The organism is Microcoleus sp. S36a_B3 (assembly GCF_036700745.1).
Taxonomy (GTDB): domain Bacteria; phylum Cyanobacteriota; class Cyanobacteriia; order Cyanobacteriales; family Microcoleaceae; genus Microcoleus.
This window is the reverse complement of sequence record NZ_JAUBPN010000011.1, coordinates 34,979-53,340: the sequence shown is the minus strand read 5'-3', so window position 1 is coordinate 53,340 and position 18,362 is coordinate 34,979. Positions and strand designations below refer to the sequence as shown.

The 18,362-nt window shown below is 46.8% G+C and carries 15 protein-coding genes, 1 tRNA gene and 1 pseudogene; 5 read left to right on the top strand and 12 right to left on the bottom strand.

All coding sequences use genetic code 11. The features are described 5' to 3' along the window. Positions 1–229: 229 nt before the first annotated feature. Positions 230–1,498 (bottom strand): ribulose bisphosphate carboxylase small subunit, encoded by a 1,269-nt coding sequence (locus tag QUA01_RS14075; protein WP_333093067.1) that lies wholly within the window; start codon positions 1,496–1,498, stop codon positions 230–232. Between the two features lie 220 nt (positions 1,499–1,718). Between QUA01_RS14075 and QUA01_RS14070 the strand changes: the two genes are divergently transcribed. Then, positions 1,719–2,990 (top strand): aspartate aminotransferase family protein, encoded by a 1,272-nt coding sequence (locus QUA01_RS14070; protein WP_333093068.1) that lies wholly within the window; start codon positions 1,719–1,721, stop codon positions 2,988–2,990. Between the two features lie 478 nt (positions 2,991–3,468). After that, positions 3,469–7,107 carry a CHAT domain-containing protein gene (locus QUA01_RS14065; RefSeq protein ID WP_333093069.1) on the top strand — a complete coding sequence of 1,213 codons (3,639 nt, stop codon included), beginning with the start codon at positions 3,469–3,471 and terminating at the stop codon, positions 7,105–7,107. Between the two features lie 470 nt (positions 7,108–7,577). Here the strand turns inward: QUA01_RS14065 and QUA01_RS14060 are convergent, their stop codons facing one another. Both QUA01_RS14060 and gltX read right to left on the bottom strand, forming a co-directional pair. Then, complete coding sequence (locus QUA01_RS14060) at positions 7,578–8,012, bottom strand: CAAD domain-containing protein (RefSeq protein ID WP_333093038.1); 435 nt, start codon at positions 8,010–8,012, stop codon at positions 7,578–7,580. 366 nt (positions 8,013–8,378) lie between these two features. Further along, positions 8,379–9,800: pseudogene (gene gltX / locus QUA01_RS14055) on the bottom strand (glutamate--tRNA ligase); the annotation flags it as partial. A gap of 324 nt (positions 9,801–10,124) precedes the next feature. Between gltX and QUA01_RS14050 the strand changes: the two are divergent. Both QUA01_RS14050 and QUA01_RS14045 read left to right on the top strand, forming a co-directional pair. Beyond that, entirely contained in the window at positions 10,125–10,601 is a 477-nt protein-coding gene (locus tag QUA01_RS14050) for a thiol-disulfide oxidoreductase DCC family protein (RefSeq protein ID WP_333093006.1), read from the top strand. Positions 10,602–10,720: 119 nt separating this feature from the next. Further along, positions 10,721–10,930 (top strand): hypothetical protein, encoded by a 210-nt coding sequence (locus QUA01_RS14045; RefSeq protein ID WP_333093007.1) that lies wholly within the window; start codon positions 10,721–10,723, stop codon positions 10,928–10,930. 152 nt (positions 10,931–11,082) lie between these two features. Here QUA01_RS14045 and QUA01_RS14040 read toward each other — a convergent pair whose 3' ends face one another. From QUA01_RS14040 to QUA01_RS14020, 5 genes are all read right to left on the bottom strand, one after another. Beyond that, positions 11,083–11,676: a nucleotidyltransferase family protein gene (locus QUA01_RS14040; RefSeq protein ID WP_333093008.1), complete on the bottom strand. Its 594-nt coding sequence runs from the start codon at positions 11,674–11,676 to the stop codon at positions 11,083–11,085. Between the two features lie 43 nt (positions 11,677–11,719). Continuing rightward, positions 11,720–12,385: a Uma2 family endonuclease gene (locus QUA01_RS14035; RefSeq protein ID WP_333195097.1), complete on the bottom strand. Its 666-nt coding sequence runs from the start codon at positions 12,383–12,385 to the stop codon at positions 11,720–11,722. Positions 12,386–12,547: 162 nt separating this feature from the next. Then, positions 12,548–12,621: transfer RNA gene (locus QUA01_RS14030), tRNA-Asp, on the bottom strand. A gap of 56 nt (positions 12,622–12,677) precedes the next feature. Further along, positions 12,678–13,805 carry an esterase-like activity of phytase family protein gene (locus QUA01_RS14025; RefSeq protein ID WP_333093010.1) on the bottom strand — a complete coding sequence of 376 codons (1,128 nt, stop codon included), beginning with the start codon at positions 13,803–13,805 and terminating at the stop codon, positions 12,678–12,680. Between the two features lie 66 nt (positions 13,806–13,871). Further along, positions 13,872–15,731 (bottom strand): TM0106 family RecB-like putative nuclease, encoded by a 1,860-nt coding sequence (locus QUA01_RS14020; protein WP_333093011.1) that lies wholly within the window; start codon positions 15,729–15,731, stop codon positions 13,872–13,874. Positions 15,732–15,955: 224 nt separating this feature from the next. Here QUA01_RS14020 and QUA01_RS14015 point away from each other — a divergent pair, with 224 nt between their 5' ends. After that, positions 15,956–17,107 carry an aminotransferase class V-fold PLP-dependent enzyme gene (locus QUA01_RS14015; protein WP_333093012.1) on the top strand — a complete coding sequence of 384 codons (1,152 nt, stop codon included), beginning with the start codon at positions 15,956–15,958 and terminating at the stop codon, positions 17,105–17,107. 123 nt (positions 17,108–17,230) lie between these two features. Here QUA01_RS14015 and QUA01_RS14010 read toward each other — a convergent pair whose 3' ends face one another. The 4 genes from QUA01_RS14010 to QUA01_RS13995 are packed head-to-tail and all read right to left on the bottom strand — an operon-like array spanning position 17,231 to position 18,089. Further along, a complete protein-coding gene (locus QUA01_RS14010) occupies positions 17,231–17,464 on the bottom strand; it encodes a hypothetical protein (RefSeq protein ID WP_333093013.1) in 234 nt (77 codons plus the stop codon). Positions 17,465–17,490: 26 nt separating this feature from the next. Then, positions 17,491–17,619: a hypothetical protein gene (locus QUA01_RS14005; protein ID WP_333093014.1), complete on the bottom strand. Its 129-nt coding sequence runs from the start codon at positions 17,617–17,619 to the stop codon at positions 17,491–17,493. Between the two features lie 6 nt (positions 17,620–17,625). Further along, positions 17,626–17,937 carry a DUF433 domain-containing protein gene (locus QUA01_RS14000; protein WP_194063589.1) on the bottom strand — a complete coding sequence of 104 codons (312 nt, stop codon included), beginning with the start codon at positions 17,935–17,937 and terminating at the stop codon, positions 17,626–17,628. A 26-nt stretch (positions 17,938–17,963) separates the two neighbouring features. Next, complete coding sequence (locus QUA01_RS13995; RefSeq protein WP_333093016.1) at positions 17,964–18,089, bottom strand: hypothetical protein; 126 nt, start codon at positions 18,087–18,089, stop codon at positions 17,964–17,966. Between the last annotated feature and the right edge of the window lie 273 nt (positions 18,090–18,362).

The window sequence follows — 18,362 nt, the reverse complement described above, 5'->3', positions numbered from 1 at the left end:
GATAATTGTTAACAGTCAACAGTCAACAGTCAACAGTCAGTAGGGGCAGTGGATGGTGCGGGCCCGCCCTCTTAACAGTCAACAGTCAACAGTCAACAGTTAACAGTCAACAGTCAACAGTCAACAGTGAATTTACTATTCCGATGAAGACAGGATTTGATATTACTGGTGCGGCACGACCCAAAGGCGATCGTTATTAGAATTTTCGCAATGGGTATTGTGCGCCCTATTATGGCCGTTGAATAATTGTTTCAACTACCCGCCGCTTGACTTTTGGATCGATACCAATCAGCCGCACGTATTCGCCACCGTGTTCCGCCAAACAAGTTTCTAAAGATGCAATTACATCTTTTTCTTTTCCGTTTTGAATTATCGTGCAACTATGCCAAGAACCAGTCTTAAATCGGCGAGTGTCTGCATATTCCATGCCGATTTTGCTGCCCTGTGCTAACAATTGTCGCACTTGTTCCAACACCTCGGAACTCAGCCGCCCTTGACCGTTACTCACGGCAGAAGTTTGCTCTACGTAAGCTTTATAATATTTGGAATTAGGGTCGCTTAATTGATTTTGCGTTGGCGCGGCTGCAGGAACATTGGCGGTTCCTTGAACGTTGAACAGTCGCGATTGGTTGTATTCATCCACTAAGCGCATTTCCTGAATCCGCTTTTGTTGACCCACCATCAAACCGCCCATTTCTAATAAACGAGCGAGGCTGAAATCAGGGTTGTGGAAATCGGGCGGTGCTTCTGTAGTATTTACCAAACGTTTGGAAACTCGCTCGATTCCTATTTGGTGAATGAATTTGCTGACTTGTTCGTCATAAATGCGCGATCGCAAAGCGCTAAAAAAGTCGATCGACTGATCGGGAAAATTATCTACCAAAGCGACAATTTCGGTTTTTGACAATTTGTCCGAATCAAAAATTCCGCCGACAATCCCAATTTTATCATCGTGGCTGGGTTCCCAATAAAACTTTTCCATCCGTCCGTCGCGAATCAGCGGCGCGTAGAGCGTTGAAAAGTCATTTCCGGTGACAATAATCGGTACTCGGTGCAGTGGCGTGCTGTCATAACTTCCCGGTAACTGCACGTTAGTTGGATTGTCGGCAATATTCATCAGAGTGGCATTGACCATCTGAGTATTGACGGTATATTGAGTAGTAGTATCGAACCTGCCAGCACCGGCATCCAAATCGTTAATAAAAATGGCGCACATCTGGCCCCGCACCCGAATTTGCTCCGCAGCTTCCCGGTAACGCAAGCGAATTAAACGCGCCGGATCTCCCGCATCTGGACTTTCTAATTCTCCACCAGATATCATCACGGGTTCAAAGCCCATCCGCCGAAAAACCAGTTCGGTTTGAAAAGTTTTGCCTTCTCCTTTGCGGCCGTGAATTCCCAAAATTAAGGGAACTCTTATCCCCGGCAAATTTAAAAAGTTTTTAGTGATGTGTACTGCAACTCGATCGAGAAAGCTAGGAGAAATATAATAACTCATCAGTAGATTTGTGAGGGATTGATTGCTGTTAAATAATCCGGCAAAATTAATCACAATTGCATACATCCTGAAAGCCTTACAGCGTCAAGAGTCTTTGTGTAATTAATTGGGCGCGGTTACTTACTGTTATGATTTTATGACAAAAGTAACAGGCTGCACCGCGAAGCTGGATTTTTGCCGTACAATCGAGGTCTAGATATTATCTGTTAAGGAGCCGTTCGTGAGTCCTGAAACCTTACTAAAAGAACCAAGCGTCCAAGCCGAAGCGAGTTTGTTCAGTTCTGAAAGCTTCGACAGCTATGTAATGACTACTTACGGGCGTTTTGCGATCGCCCTAGAACGGGGCCAGGGCTGTCGCGTTTGGGATACCGAGGGCCGCGAATATCTGGATTTTGTGGCGGGTATTGCTACCTGCACTCTGGGACACGCCCATCCGGCGATGATTGCAGCGGTAACGAAGCAAATACAGACCTTACACCACGTTTCTAACCTTTATTACATCCCCGTACAGGGCGAGCTGGCGAAGTGGCTTGTAGACCATTCTTGCGCGGACAGAGCTTTCTTTTGCAACTCCGGCGCTGAAGCTAATGAAGCGGCTATTAAACTGGCGCGCAAGTACGGCCACGAAAAATTAAATATCTCGAATCCGACGATCATTACCGCCGTTGCTAGTTTCCACGGGCGGACTTTGGCGACAATTACGGCGACGGGACAGCCTAAATATCAGAAGGGTTTTAGTCCGTTGGTTCCGGGATTTCACTATGTGCCTTATAACGATATTAGTGCGATCGAACTGGCGATCGCAGAACTCGACAAAGACGAACGTCAAGTAGCAGCAATTATGCTGGAAGCGCTGCAAGGTGAAGGGGGAGTTCGCCCCGGAGATATCGCCTACTTCCAGCGGATTCGCGAAATTTGCGACGAAAAAGGCATTTTGCTGATTCTTGATGAAGTGCAAGTCGGGATGGGGCGCAGCGGCAAATATTGGGGCTACGAAAACCTGGGGATTGAACCGGATATCTTTACGTCGGCGAAGGGGTTGGGCGGCGGTATCCCGATCGGCGCGATGCTGTGCAAATCTTTCTGCGATGTATTTGAACCGGGAAGTCACGCCAGCACTTTTGGCGGAAATCCTTTTGTTTGCGCTGTCGCTTTGTGCGTGTGCGAAACTTTAGAACGGGAAAACATTCTGGAAAACGTGCAGCAGCGCGGGGAACAGTTGAAAGCAGGCCTCAACAAGTTGGCGGCCGAATATCCGCATTTGATTGCTGAGGTGCGCGGCTGGGGTTTGATTGTGGGGCTGGAATTGCAGGCTGACATCGAACTTACATCGGCTGATATTGTTAAATCGGCGATCGCTGCTGGTGTGTTGTTGGTTCCCGCTGGCCCGAAAGTGCTGAGGTTTGTGCCGCCTCTGATTGTCTCTGCTGCAGAAGTCGATCGGGCTTTGCAGGCGGTGGAGACGGCGCTGCACTCTCAAGCGGTACACTAAATCGACTCAGTTTAACTGGTTCCCTTGCTCTGTCTGGGAACCGATGTCCATAGGAAGTGCCTCGGTTGCGAAAAAAGGAGGTAGAGCCTCGCCTATCTGCGTTACCAAGCAGAGCCAGGTAACGAGTAAACGAGTAAAGGGAGTAAACCAATAAATGCAAAACTCAGATGCTCGCTTCCGGATCTGCCCTGCTTTCGCTCGAACTGGTAACGAGTAGTCCCACAAATCTTTGAGGATTGTTATAGCTTCCAAGCAATCAGGTTTTTAAGTCTAAAATTTATCATGGTAAAAATAAACCCGCCCCGCTGCAAGTCTGTGGGGGCGGGTTTATCAAGTTTTAAACTTGGCCGAAAACCTGTTTTTTTTGGGCGAATAGGTTGTAGCGATGTGTATGGTGGAAAAACCAGGTTTCTTTAATTCCCCTCGGCGACTCCTACCTCCGATTGGGAATTGAAATTTAAACCGGGAACTGATTTAATTGCTGCACAGAAGCAGCGATCGTATGGTTAATAGTTCGGCGGAATGCACGATGGACGAACAGCGTCGCAAAACTGATGTGAATATGCTCCAAGCGCTGCTGGAAAATCCTGTAGACTCAGGAATAGATTTGATTTTGAAGACCAACTCAAAGTCGATCGACTTTGGGTTCGTGCAAACGCTTTACTTGGAAGTGCCGGCACTGACGCCAGACAGTTTGCTCAAAGCTGCCAAATTTTTCCAAAGGGCGATCGCACCCTTAGAATCTGCAAATGGCAATCCTCAAACCGGGGTAGCATATCTAATTTTTTTAGCAGAAGCTTTGCAAGCAGTGGCGGGCAGCGCTGACTCGCAGCATTTGTACTCGCTGCTGAGAAATCATTTAGACAAACTAGACCATAATTTCGCAGAATTGTTGCGCTGCTGGGCACTTTTGGTACTACCCGCTGCCAATCAATCCGAGACTAGGCGCATGGCAGCCCTGATCGGCAATCTGAGTAACAAAATTGGGCGGTTTCCTCTCGGCACCAAGGCTAATAACCTGGAAATCGAAATAGCAGGTTACGAAACTGTTGCTAAGGTTTTTACCCGCAAAGATTTTCCCCAAGAGTGGGCGGCAATGCAAAATAATCTGGGCAACGCTTACAGCGATCGCCCGAAAGGCGATAAGGCTCAAAATATCGAACTGGCGATCGCTTGCTTTGTCAATGCCCTAGAAGTGCAGACTCCCGAAGAGTACCCATCCCAGTGGGCGACGCTGCAAAACAATCTGGGAAGCGCTTACAGCGATCGCCTCCGGGGAGATCCGGCAGAAAATTTAGAACAGGCGATCGCCTGCTATCAAAACGCCCTAAAAGTTCGCACCCGCGAAGCTTTCGGGGTAGATTGGGCGAGCACTCAAAACAATCTCGGCCGCGCTTACACCCGCAGGCTGCAGGGCGACAAAGCCCAAAATCTAGAACTGGCAGTCGCTTGCTACCACAATGCTTTGCAAGTCTACAACCGCAAGGTGTTTCCCCGCCGCTGGGCCACGACTCAAAATAATTTGGCAAATGCTTACTGCGAGCAACTGCGGGGCAACCGAGCCGAAAATCTCGAATACGCGGTAACGTGCTATCAGAGAGCTTTGCAAGTGCGGACTAAGGAAGCTTTTCCGCAGCAGTGGGCGACGACTCAAAAGAATTTAGGCCGGGTGTTTATCGATCGCGCTAAAGGCGATCCGGTGGAAAATCTGGAAATGGCGATCTCGTGTTTTCAAAATGCTCTACAAGTCTACACCCGCATCAAATTTCCCGAACTCTGGGCTTCGATCCAAACTTACCTCGGCAGAATCTACACCATGCGGGTGAAAGGGGACAAAGCCGAAAATATCGAAATTGCGATCGCCTGCTATCAAAATGCTTTGCTCTTTTGCAACCGTCCCAAAACTCCCGAACGCTGGGCCATGCTGTGTACCAATCTCGGCCGCGCTTTCAGCCAACACCTGAAAGGGGAAAAAAACCGTAACCTCAAAAGCGCGATCGCCTGCTATCAAAATGCGGCGAGAGTATACACCAAACAGGCAGCCCCCGAACGCTGGGCGATGCTGCAAATCGATCTTGGGCGGGCTTTTGCGAAACTGACGGAGGGGGAAAACTTGTCTCACCTCGATCGCGCGATCGGCTGCTATCTCGCTGCTTGCCAAGTCTACACTCGCGAAACCTATCCCCACCACTGGCTGCAAATTGTCTTTTATTTGGGTCAAGCTTACCGAGTTCGCGGCGAGTTGCTTCGCGCCTGCAGCGTGTTTGCTGCTGCTGTCGATACTGTGGAATTATTGCGCCCTGAAGCTGGGCTTGATGCGGTGGATTTGGGCGATCGGATCGGTACGGCAAAAGTCAAATTAGCCAGCATCTCGACTGGACTCTATAAAGGGCTGGTACAAGTTTGTCTGGAACTCGGCAACACCCAACCCGCATATCGCGCTAAGGCTTTGGAATATGCCGAACGCCACAAAAATCGGAATTTGGTAGAACTGCTGCTGAAATGCGATCTGACTCCCAAAGGAGACTTTTCTGCCGAGGTGCTTGGCTCGTTGAAATCGCTGCAACTGGAAATAGCCAGGGCACAGCGACACGAAGAACAGTCAGAGGCAGAGTCGAGCGCTACCTTAATTTCTGAGGGCGACAGCGCTAGTTTGAACAGCGGTTCTCTGCTGCCGAGTTCGGATTTTATCAACTTAAATCAATTGTGGCGGCAGTTTGATGGGTTGATTGCTCGATCGGTGCAGGCAAACGACCCTTTTTTCAGCTTAGCTCACAAGGTTGAACCCATCGCTTTCGAGCAAATTCGCCAATTGTTGCCTGATGCTAATTCCGCTGCTGTGGTGTGGGCGAGTTTTGAGGATTTGCTGGTGGCTTTTGTGGTGGTTGCTGACGTGCAATATCCCGCCGTTCACCTGTGTTCGCCGGAAAATGCTTTGGCTGTCGAAAGTTGGGCCAGGGAGTACCTCAGCGCTTATTCTGAGCAAAAAGGTCGCTGGATCAATCATCTCCCGGCTCGGCTCAAACGCTTGGCCGCGCTGCTGGAAATCGATCGACTGGTGGCGCTGATTCCCCAAAATTGCGATCGGCTAATTTTTGTGCCGCACCGATTTTTGCACGCTTTACCGCTCCACGCTTTGCCTCTGGGGGTGACAGAGGGGCTTGAGGAGGGCGGGGGAATTTTCAAATCAGGGTGGAATTCGAGCAGCGGTTTTGAGGGGGAGGCGCACAGCAGTTCTGATGTTTTTGCTCGAAGTTCGAATTTTGGCGATGTTTCAGAGGCTGCTGGTTATTTGATCGATCGATTTGCTGGAGGAATTCGCTATGCTCCTAGCTGCGAGTTATTGCGGTTGAGACAAAGCGCGCGCGGCGTAGCTATTGGCCGGTACAGACCGCGTTTGCAGCACCTTTTAGCAGTTCCTACTTTCACCAGAAGTTCACTCTACAGCAACCTGGAAATCGGCACTATTTCCGAACATTTTTCCAGTGCAGAAATTTTGCGTCAAAAGCCGGCTATTCAACAGGCTTTTTCCCAAAAAACAGGGCAGTTGCAGCAAAAAAAATGCGCTCACTTTGCTTGTTTGAGTGTGCTAAATTTGGCGGAATCGATGAAATCTGCTGTGTTGTTGAGGAATGATTCTCTGAGTTTAGAAGAAATTTTTAATTTGGATTTTCGGCAATACTTTTTAGTTACTTTATCGGCTTGCGAAATTGCCGGCGGTTTCCCTAGCGCCGGTGAAGATTTTGTCGGTTTGTCGGCGGGTTTGTTGTATGCTGGTACGTCTAGTGCGGTCAGCAGTCTGTGGACGGTGAACGATATTTCGACGCTGCTGCTGACAAGCAAGTTTTATGAAAATCTGGGGCGGTTTCCTCGGTTGCAGGTGGGGGATGTGGCGATGGCGCTGATTGACGCTCAAAGGTGGCTGCGGGATTTGACTAGCGAGGAATTGGAGGTGTTGCTGGCGGATTTTCAACCTCAAATTTCGCAAACGTTCGATCGGCTTTCCCAAAGTTCTCGCCTGATTGCAGAGGGATCTCTGCAGCAAATTCGCAACCGCAAACCCTGTCCTTTTGCTAATCCCTATCACTGGGCTGCTTTTACGGCTGCTGGAGTTTAGTCAGTTGTAAGTTGTGAGTTGTGAGTTGTGAGTTGTGAGTTGTGAGTTGTGAGTTGTGAGTTGTGAGTTGTGAGTTGTGAGTTGTGAGTTGTTATATCAAATCCGGTTGCATCGGAATGATTCAGATATATATTCTCGGACTCTGTGTACTCTGTGTTCTAGCGCCGGTTAAATCATTCCGATGCAAGCGGAAACGATATTAGTTGTTAGTTGTTAGTTGTTAGTTGTTAGTTGGTAGGGGCGGTGGATGGTGCGTGCGGGCCCTCAGTTGTTAGTTGGCCCGAAAGCATTAGTCAACAGTCAACAGTCAACAGTCAACAGTCAACAGTTAACAGTCAACAGTTAACAGTCAACAGTCAACAGTTATTAGTGAACAGTCAACAGTTAACAGTCATGAAAAAATCCGACACTAACAACTCATAAAAAGTTGTCAATGTCGGGCACAAATTCAACAAATTACCAGCAAAAGTTTAGGACTTTTTGCCAAAAATTTGTTCTTTCAAAGCTTGAATTTCTTGACCTAATTGTTGGCGGTTGGAAGAGCGCAACAAATAGCGGTAGACAAACCATGCGGTGTATCCGATACCGATTAGCTCAAATGTGGGTGCTAGCAGGGGGATGTCATTGAGTTCGTCTACTATGCCCAAAAGCACTTTCAAAGAAACAATCGAGGCTAAAATTACACCGACAACTGTCAGGGGGCTTTTGTACTGCTCGTAAAAGCTACCGATGTAAGCGGGAAACTCCGACAAAATTGAGATAATTTGTTCTTTGATCTGCTGGGTCTGACTTGGCGGTTCTTCGGTAATTATGACTTGTGTGGTACCGCTCGAACTGTCTGCTTCATTTTCAGCAGGAATTTCGGTGATGATAATTGTTTTTTCTGGTTCGTTTGATGAAGTCATTTCTCCACTCGCAATAGTTTTTTGCTGGTTGGCGGCAGGTATTTCAACTGCTGCTGCGACTGTTTCAAGAGCCGGTATTTCGACTGCTGCAACCTCCCCGTCGGTTGGTTCTAGAGCCGACACTTCGCCTGTTTCTGAAGTCGGTATTTCGACTGCTGTAACTTCTGCCGCCACTGCTTCAGGAGCCGATATTTCGACTGCTGAAACCTCTGGTGCTGAAGTCGGTATTTCGGCTGGTGAAACTTCCGCTGCTGGGTGTTGTGCGACAGAAGTTTCGGCGACTGTTTCTGCGTTTGGTTGTTCTGGGGTAGGAGTTTCGGCCGCGACACCAACAGCGGGCAAATTCAAGTTGCTAATGGCCTCAAGCAAGCGGGTTTTCGCTGTCCCGCGCTGGTGAAGGATTACCCAAGATTCTATCAGGTCGGGGCCGTGCATTGCACCTGTCAGAGCGGCTCTGAGCGATCGCATAATTAGCCCTTTGTTCAGATTTTTCTCTTTACTGAGCTTTTTAGTGATTTTCTGAGCTTCGGCTGACTGCAGGGTGGCATGACTTTCCAGAACTTCTAGAACTGCTTGTAAAGCCTCTGCAGCCCCTGGCTGCTGCAACTGTGCGAGTGCTTCTTCTTCGTATTCCACAGTGGGAGAGAAGAACAACTTGCACATATCGACAGCATCGGTTAAGCGAACGAGACTAGGGCCGATTAAAGCAGCTATTTGTTCGAGCCAGGGGCGGTCTGCCTCGGTGTCAAACTCATAACCGGCTTTCTGCCAATAAGGTATCAGCAAATCTGTCAATTGCGGTACTGGCATTTTGTGGAGATATTGACTGTTGAGCCAGTTGAGTTTGTCCCAGTCAAATTTTGCACCAGCTTTGTTGACTCGATAGAATGTAAATAATTCTGCAGCTTCGGACAGTGTAAATATTTCCTGCGTTGAATCCGGCGGAGTCCAACCGAGCAAAGTCATGTAATTGACTAAAGCTTCGGGGAGGTAGCCCATATCTTTGAAGTCAGAAATCGAGGTTACGCCGTCGCGTTTAGAAAGCTTTTGCCCTTGGGAGTTTAAAATCAGCGGCGTGTGGGCAAATTCTGGGATTGTCGCGCCCAAAGCTTCGTAGAGCAATATTTGTTTGGGAGTATTGCCGATGTGATCTTCGCCGCGGATGACGTGGGTGATGGCCATGTCGATGTCATCGACAACTACGGCGAGGTTGTAGAGTGGTTGGCCGATGACGCCGCCGCTGGATGCTCTGGCAATTACCATGTCGCCGCCGAGGTCGCTACCTTTCCAGGTTACGGTGTCGCGCACCATGTCGTTCCAAGAAATTGTGCGATCGTCGTCAATGATAAACCGAATCACAGCTTGTCGCCCTTCGCCTTCAAAAGCTGCGCGCTCTTTGCTTGTCAAGTTGCGGTGGCGGTTGTCGTAGCGGGGGGCTTGTTTGTTGGCTTTTTGTGCTTCCCGCATTTCGTCGAGTTCTTCCGACGTGGTGTAGCAGCGGTAGGCGAGTCCATTGTCTAGAAGGGTTTGGACTGCTTGGCGGTATATTTCCAGACGCTCGGACTGAAAACTCGGGCCTTCATCCCAGTTCATCCCCAGCCATGTCAGTCCTTCGAGGATGTTATCGGTGTATTCGCTTTTAGAGCGTTCGACATCTGTGTCTTCTACCCGCAGGATGAATTGGCCGCCTTGGTTGCGGGCAAACAGCCAGTTAAATACGGCGGTTCTGGCGGTACCGATGTGGAGGTTTCCGGTGGGACTGGGGGCTAGACGGACTCTGACATTCATGTATATTTTTGCTTTTAGATTGGGGTTGATTTGCTGGTTGGGGGAATCGCGGATGTTTGAGACTTTAAAATTTTATTATATTTTGTTGCCGAATTAACAGTTGTGCTTGGCTGGTGCTCGGCCTGGAATTGTTTGATATTCGACTGTCGGCGAAAGTCTCCGGCAACTGGGCAAAGGGCATCTTGATGATATTAGCATTGCGGGCGGCCTAGACTGAATTCACCTTTGGGACTATTTTCAAAGCACAAATAATAAATGTCGTAGGGCTACCAGAAAATTCTTGTAAAATGTTTGGGTGCGATCGCTCTTAAAACATATTTCCCTATGTCTGCTGCTAAAACCGAGTTTTCCGAATCTGTTGAGGTTAAGCCCTCTTGGCAAATCGAGTTGCTGTACGACGCTGAATGCCCGCTGTGCGTGCGAGAGGTGAATTTTTTGAAGAAACGGGATGCAGGGCGAGGTTTGGTGTCGTTTGTGGATATCGCGGAGGATGGCTACAACCCGGAAGCCCACGGCGGAGTTGACTACGAAACGGCGATGGGCCGGATTCACGCGGTGTTACCCGACGGTACGACGGTTAAAAATGTGGAGGTTTTTCGCCGTATTTATGAGATTTTGGGAATGGGATGGATTTATGCTGTTACTAAATTACCGGTTTTTGGGGCGATCGCTAATTGGCTGTACGGAATTTGGGCAGATTGGCGGCTGAGGTTGACGGGAAGGCAGGATTTAGCAAGTATTATGAGCGATCGAACTGCGCGGGTTGAGTGCGAAGTTCAAGGCCGCTGCCGTTCTAACTGAAAATGAGTCATTATTAGTAAGTGCGATATTAGTAAGTGCGATCGACCGATTTGCAGATTTCAGCAGGAACCAACTGCAACTAACATTAAAGATTAATTGATCGAAAGCAGGTAAAAACAATGCAAGATGCAGGATATACAGTCTTCATGGGCTTTGGCGGCCTCTGGGTAGTCATGGGAATTATCGCTGTGATTGTCCTGTTCAAATCGGACGGCCAAAAGTTGAGATTTGGCAAATGGGGATTGTTGGTTGCTATTCCGATCCTAGTGCCGATCGTCCTGGTTTTGACATATCAGATCGCCCGACCTTTTATTATTCCACACCTTTGAGCGCTGCTTGGAGTCGATCGTCCAATCATATCAAATCCGGTAGCATCGGAATTATTCATCTCTGTATTCTCTCCCTCTGCGTTCTCTGCGCTCTCTGTGGTTAAATCATTCCGACGCTACCGGAAACGATATCAATAGAAACTCAATTAATCTCAACCATCAGGCTGAACATCGAGCCACAATCGGGAATATTCTTCTTGGACAGAGCGATCGAGCTCCTGTGCTAATTCCGCAGGCAAACTCAGAGCTTTAATCAATTCTTGTACATCCGCCAAATCTTTCAATCGACCGCGACCGCTCAAACCTGATGACAACTTCAGTTCAATCAGTGTAACCAATCGAACGACTTTAATGCCGTCTTTTTCAACAGCTACGGCTGCCGGGTTAGGGAAACTAACTGATTTAGGTTTCCCATCTCCAGGGAACTCTCCGGTTGTGATAATCTCAACAGACACTCCTGTCTTCACATCCTTAAACATTTTAGTAGCACCAGCAAAGGCAGGCACAAATCCACGACCGAGCAAAATCGATCGAAAGGAATCCAACCCTTGTGGTGTCAGTAACAAATCTACGTCTTGAGTAGTTCTGATATAGCCGTGAATCACAAGGGCCATGCCACCAATTACTGCATAGTCAATGCCTGCTCTCGACAAACTTTGAGTAATGTTTTGGAGTGCTTCATACACCTTACCTTGCTGCATAAAAAAAAGTTCAACTTCCTGTAAAATAACGCTTGTGTCTAACATTTAGCAGATTCCTCAATTAAAATTAGTTAAATTTAGTTAAGTATTATTGCTCAGTTGCTTCGGGCGATCGCAATTTCTCTCTCACCCATACTCGCAAAGCATCAATTATCGTCATATCATCCTCCGTCTGCGCCATCTGCAAAAATTGATTGATTATCTCCGCAGAAACAATCGGAAAAGTATTGCTGTATTCACAGATTACATATTCTCCATTCTGAAGTTGAACAAATTGTACAGTCTCTCCAAGATATCTCCATATTTCAGGAACTCCAAGGCTTTTGTAGATAACAAACCGATTAGTAGATGGACTGGTGAGATCTACTTCAATGATTAAATCTGGTGGCGGGTCAGTTGATAAGTTAATTCTTCTGCCGCGAATGCGATCGACATTTTGGATATAAAAACACGAATCTGGTTCTGCACCTTGTTTTAAATCTTCACGATTGAGAGTCGTAGAACCAAATCCCTTACGTTTCAATTTTAATTCGTCACTTAAAGTAGTCACAAACTGTTTTAGCAAACAGTTAATAGTTTCATGCAAGTCTGATGGCATGATAATTTCTAAGACTCCTTGAGAATAAGAAAATCGCGAGGATCTCTTGTCCCCCGCTTCTGCTAATAAGCTTTCGTAAGTCTGCCAACTGATATTAGATAATACTACCCGTTGTGTAGTTTTTTCCGGTGAGGGCTTAATGGGCGTAACGAGCATATTTTCCCACTCCTTAATCATGTCCGGTTATTTAACTATCATAAGTTCGCACTCAGGACTTTAGTCCTTGTTTACATTTTTGAGGAGTAAAGTCCTTACTACAAACGAACTTAATCCACAAACAGGTTTATTAAAGCCTTAAACTTGCGATTTACGAGAGAACGGGACAGACGGGGCTCGAACCCGCAACTTCCGCCGTGACAGGGCGGTGCTCTAACCAATTGAACTACTGTCCCTCGTTTTGCCGTTTTTTCAGGCACAATTTCTATTATGCTTATAACTTCACCTTTTGTCAAGAGGTTTTTTGAACTTTTATTTGGAAGCCCAAAATCTGAGTCTCTTGTAGGGGACTGAAGTTGTTGTCGCTGACCAAAATCAGACCTCTGCTACCATCTGCCAACTCGGGGCCGAATGTCAACCCCTCAATGTTGTCTAGGGGAATTTTTAGGGTTTCCAAATCCAGCAACAGCCGTTTTTGAGCGGGAGAAACCTCGCCCAGACTGCTTTTGAGGCTTTCTATCCCTTCTGTGCGATCGGCCTTTTCCAAAGAAACCTCAAATAGCCTAACAGTAACGCCGGTTTCCAGGGAGAAAGCACGCTCTAAACTCAGCAAGCGCTTGTCGTCGATCGCCAACAAATCCGCTAAACCGTTGGTAGTGAATTTTCCCACAGGATTTGCACCAGGGGGTAGCGGTTCGGTGATGTAGGCAAAGGAGGCATCTGGATTGCCGCTTAACGCATCGTAGCGCAAAATCCGGCACGGACTGCCTTTTTCCAGAGAAGGTACATCGCCATCCTGTACCATAGCGTTTTCGGTGGCGGTGAATAGATATTGGCGATCGGGCGTTAAAGTTAAACTTTCAAACGATCGATTGTTGCGGATGCCTTTAGTGCCTTTGTCATCGGGCAAAAATAGATCGGGAATTGGCAGCGTTTTGAGCAGTTTACCGTCGAGGGAGAATTCTTTGATGAAAGGATTGATTTGGCGATCGACATCTCCCTCCGAAGAAACAAACACGCTATTGCCCGCAAAAGCTATCCCCTCTGGATCTAAACTTAAACTCGGAAAACTTTCGCCCTTTTCATCTAATAAAGTAGTGACACCAGTAAATTCAATGTTGTCTTTTTCCAATTTACCCGATTTCAAATTTATTTTGAGAGAATAAAAGCGAGCCGGACTCTTGCTGCTGCGGTCATCCGAAATGGCATAATAAACTTGTTTTTCGGCATCGTAAGTAATCCCCGAAAGTCCGCCCATCTCCGTCCCCTGAAACGGAGAACCAGTAGGAAATATTGCTCTACCAATAAAATCTATTTTGGTAAGGGCGAAAGATTGAACTGACAGATTTATCAAAATTGCCACAATTGCTGCTATCAAAAAACAGGAAATAAATATAATTATTTTTGCTGACTTTCGCATCTTACTATCTTCTTCTCTTTCTGACTTCGCGCCCTTTGCGCCTTCGCGGTTCGTTTAATCATAAAATCACTGTTTCTGATTTAGCAAAAAATTAGTCAACCAATCTTTAACCACATAAGTAGCGCGACAGTCGTCCTCATTGTAGCGGACGATCGCCTCCAAGAGCGATCGATCGCCAGTTTTGAGCCAATCATCGTACCAACAGACACACTGAGCCCCATTAGCCTTAGCATCCCGCCAGTCAAAACCCAACCAGCGGGCTATTGGTTTGAGTGCGTAACTTTCCACCGGCATAATAGCTTGTTGCGTCACTTGTTTGTGAATATCTACAAACCGTTTCAGCACTGGTTTCCACAAATAAGCTGGAGTATTGTAAAGTTTAGCTAGGCGTTTAAAAGTCTTGACTTCGTAATCGCAAAAGTGGAAAATCGGAGCAATAGGATAAGCCCACATTAATTCTAAAAATTGCTCCCAAATTGCACCTTCCTCTGCTGCTGATTCTGCCAGAAAACCGTGGAATTTTTCAGTTTTATTGTACCTATCGACAACTAAGACTCCGTGGAGGTAATCCAAGTTTAACTCGGGTTCCGCTTCAATGTCAAAGTAGAGTTCGATTGGGGCGATCGGCAAAAAGACAGATTGGGAATAGGGAATTGGTTTATTGCGGAGAATTGGCGCAGGTATAGAAGATGTGGCAGGTTTATTTTCTCTAATTTTTACTTCCTCAACCGCGATGTCATTCAAGATATTGTCTACAATATCTGGTACTATTTCAGATGAGTTAAGTTCTTCTGAATTCTCACTTCTACCTTCTTCTCGATCGTTAATCCGTGTATCCGTGTCAAAATCCGTGTCGTGCCTTCCTTCTTCCCTTCTTCCTTCTTCCCTTCTTCCTTCTTCCTTCTTCCTGACATCCGTTACATCCCGTACATTGCTCGTTGCCGAACTTCCTTCTTCCCGCAACAGCGGTTGATTTAGCAAGTGAGATCGAGCTTGCTGCACCACATCAAAAGCAACTCTGTCGGGGAATTCGGGATACTCAGCAAGCAGTGCGGAACTAGCATTAGCGAGAGCTTCTACATCAGTAATTTCGAGAGTTTTTAGTCTAGCATAGCGTCCGGCAGTAACTCCGGGTAATAGCGAAAGATGTTTAATAGATTCTGCTTCCCCATGACAAGTAGTATACCAACCGCAAAGATTGCACTTTTGCCGGGAAATGAACACCTCTGGTTTATCCCGATTTTCTATCATCTGAATGCAGTGATCTAATATCTCGAACATCTGAGGATTTCGCTGATCGAGATTCACTTCCCAAAACCCTTTTTTTCGCAGCATTAGCCACGCAGATTGGGGGGTTTTTCCCTGCACGGTAGCTAATATTCGGGCGTGAAAAGCTGCAATAATTTGATAGTCTAGTTTTGGTCGCTTGCTGAGCCAAATATCGGCAGTAACGTAACTCCAATCGCCAAATTTGGATTGTCCTGGCTGTTTGATTAATAAATGCGGGCGGCTGACGAGGGTAATATTTGAAGACTGCGGAGTGGAGGATGAAAGATGAATATTAGTTTGGGAAACTTCCCCCATATCTGAGAAATATTGACCGTCAATTCCTACCAGAGAAGTTAATTTACCGTTGGTTTGGCCCAATTCGCCTTGGATTAGAACTCCTCGGTAAATGCGATCGACCCCTTGCTGCATTAAACTCAATGTAGCGGCCGCGCCAGCTTCCCAATCCCCTCTAGGATAATATGGTTGTTGGTAAGTCTCGTGTTCCAAAACCTGCTGCTGGTATGCGGCGCTGTCGCGCATCAGTTTCAGCAAAAAGTCGCTGGGGGGATCTAGTTGTTTCCAGTCTCCGCAGGTGTCTAAAAACGCTCGGAGATTGCATCGTTGATAGGAAAGTAGCAGTTTGTCAGTTATTAACATTTAGTATTCGCAAGGGCATAGAGTATTAGGGAAAAGGTATAGAACTCACGGGTTCAGTTGTAGTTCATTGCCAAAAAAACAATATAGTATTGTAGGGGCGGGTTTAGCTGAAAATCTATAGTAGCAGCCTGTTGATCGAGGCAAAATAAGCCCAACCCATCGAATGTTTATTTGTTCCCACCTACTTATTCAATATTAACGCTATCAATAATTCCCCAGAAAAAATGACAAAGGACAATCACCGACAACAATTTCCAGCTTTGGCCAATAAAGCTTATTTTAACTACGGCGGACAAGGGCCACTGCCTGAGTCTGCTTTAGAGGCGATTTATGAGGCTTACAAGCGGGTGCAGCTTGGAGGGCCGTTTTCGGGGGAGGTGGGGGCTTGGGTGGTTCAGGAGGCGATGCTGACGCGACGGGCGATCGCATCTGAGTTGACAGTACCTCCTGAAACCATCGCCATGACTGAGGATGTCACCGTCGGCTGCAATATTGCGCTGTGGGGCATTGATTGGAAAGCAGGCGACCATTTGCTGATTTCTGATTGCGAACATCCGGGCATTGTAGCTAGTGTAATGGAACTTCAGCGCCGTTTCAACATTGAGGTTTCGATTTGTCCGTTGGCGGCAACTTTGAATGAAGGTGATCCGGTGGCGGTGATTGCTGATAGTTTGCGGCCAAATACTCGCTTGTTGGTTATCAGTCACATTTTGTGGAATACTGGCCAAGTTTTGCCTCTGGCTGAGATTGTGAAAGTATGTCATCAAACAAAAGTCAAAGTATTAGTTGATGCGGCTCAATCTGTGGGGGTTTTGCCTTTGAATTTGATTGACTCTGGGGTTGACTTTTATGCTTTTACCGGTCATAAATGGTGGTGCGGCCCGGAAGGTTTGGGGGGGCTTTATGTGAGTGCGGAAGCTTTGGCAGATTTGCATCCGGTGTTTATCGGTTGGCGGGGAATTGTGACGGATGCTAATGCTAAAGTGCTTGGATGGAAGTCTGGATCGCAGCGCTACGAGATTGCGACTTCGGCTTATCCTTTGTATGGGGGTTTGCGGAGTGCGATCGCCCTTCAGCATGAATGGGGAACTGTTGAGGAAAGGTATGCAGAAATTTGCCGTTTGAGCAAGTATCTCTGGGAATGTTTGTCGGAACTTCCCGATGTGGAATGCTTGCGAACATCTGCACCGGAAGCTGGTTTAGTTTCGTTTAGATTGATGAATAAGATGCCGCACAAGCAGTTAGTTGATTTGTTGGAGAAACAGGGAATTATGGTGAGGACAATTCTGAATCCTGATTGCGTGCGGGCTTGCGTTCACTATTTTACAACTGAGGCGGAGATTGATAAGTTGGTTGGGGCGATCGCGATACTGTAGGGTGTCTCGCCCTTAGCTATTTCAAATAGTTGAAAAATCTCACAGCAACGCACAATACAAAGTGGTTGAGCCGATCGCCCTTAAGTCCGTATATTGGTTATGCTGTGGCTTGAACAATTATTATTAAGAAGATTTTGGGTATTCCTGAAGTATAAATGTCTGGAGTCTACCTTTAAGATTCTGTTTCATCACCCGAAGCAGACGATTGTCCATTGGCTGTTTCTCTTGAGTGAAAAAGTCGTGGAGTACCTGCACTTTGCCTGCATAATCTCGATCGGCTTTACAAATTACAATTCCTGCATGATTTGAGGTTGTCAAGTGGAGATTGATAAAATCTTGACGATTTTCTGCAATCACTATGGGCCCTACATTTGTCGCGTACTTCAAGACTCGATCGTCTGGATTTTTTTGGCTTGTCTGGCTTCATAGGATGTCAAAACATCATAGCCACGCGATCGCAGTAAATCCACTGTTGCGATCGGAAAATTTTCATTTGAGTAAAACTTTAGCATTAGCAGTTATTCATTTTCAGCAAGCCACAGCTCGATTTCTTCTCGGTTGCGATCGTAATAATTCGCAACCGCTTGTAAATCTTGAAGGGTAATTCCTGGATAATTATAAAGAAGTTCGGCTTCAGTTGCGCCCTGTTGTTGGTAGGCGATAATCGTCCAGACGGGAATGCGAGTATCGCGAATTCGCGCTGCACCGCCACAAATTCCTGGAGTTTTGTGAATGGGATGTTGAAGGGTTTGGACGAATTGCAGCGTTTGTGCTAGCAAGTCATCAGGCAGTGTTTCAATGGTTTGGAGAAGTTGTTCTTTGAGGGTCATAATCGATATCCCGATGCAATAGCCGTTTAGACAGCGACTTTTTCCGGTACAGCCCAGAGAATAAATCGATCGAGGGAAATGCTTTGGAGTGCCGCCAATTTTTCAGCTTCTTGTTGTAGCTGAAGGGGTAAGTTTAAGGTGTGGGATGTCATTAATACAAGTTCCGTTTTCTAAGAGAATTGCAGATTGGCCGGTAGTTAAGTTTAAGCTTTTCTCGATTTTTAAAATTTTGGTAAAACTTTAGTTTGTATTTTAGCGCAATATCTCTGCGGGATGTTGCGTGATTTCTAAGAATTGACACCTGCTGATAAAAAAGCCGATCGCCATTTCAGCCAAAAACACCAAAAGTCGATCGCCATTTTCACCTAAATCAATCTCGATTTACCCACTCAAACAAAAGAAACCGGGTTTTTACTTAATCTGTC

Bases quoted from the DNA above. Each gene is read 5' to 3' on its own strand.
- QUA01_RS14000 (WP_194063589.1), bottom strand. From the start codon at position 17,937: ATGACCCTCAAAGAACAACTTCTCCAAACCATTGAAACACTGCCTGAT.
- QUA01_RS13995 (WP_333093016.1), bottom strand. From the start codon at position 18,089: ATGACATCCCACACCTTAAACTTACCCCTTCAGCTACAACAAGAAGCT.
- QUA01_RS14050 (WP_333093006.1), top strand. From the start codon at position 10,125: ATGTCTGCTGCTAAAACCGAGTTTTCCGAATCTGTTGAGGTTAAGCCC.
- QUA01_RS14025 (WP_333093010.1), bottom strand. From the start codon at position 13,805: ATGCGAAAGTCAGCAAAAATAATTATATTTATTTCCTGTTTTTTGATA.
- QUA01_RS14045 (WP_333093007.1), top strand. From the start codon at position 10,721: ATGCAAGATGCAGGATATACAGTCTTCATGGGCTTTGGCGGCCTCTGG.
- QUA01_RS14020 (WP_333093011.1), bottom strand. From the start codon at position 15,731: ATGTTAATAACTGACAAACTGCTACTTTCCTATCAACGATGCAATCTC.
- QUA01_RS14015 (WP_333093012.1), top strand. From the start codon at position 15,956: ATGACAAAGGACAATCACCGACAACAATTTCCAGCTTTGGCCAATAAA.
- QUA01_RS14035 (WP_333195097.1), bottom strand. From the start codon at position 12,385: ATGCTCGTTACGCCCATTAAGCCCTCACCGGAAAAAACTACACAACGG.
- QUA01_RS14040 (WP_333093008.1), bottom strand. From the start codon at position 11,676: ATGTTAGACACAAGCGTTATTTTACAGGAAGTTGAACTTTTTTTTATG.
- QUA01_RS14075 (WP_333093067.1), bottom strand. From the start codon at position 1,498: ATGAGTTATTATATTTCTCCTAGCTTTCTCGATCGAGTTGCAGTACAC.
- QUA01_RS14060 (WP_333093038.1), bottom strand. From the start codon at position 8,012: ATGACTTCATCAAACGAACCAGAAAAAACAATTATCATCACCGAAATT.
- QUA01_RS14005 (WP_333093014.1), bottom strand. From the start codon at position 17,619: ATGCTAAAGTTTTACTCAAATGAAAATTTTCCGATCGCAACAGTGGAT.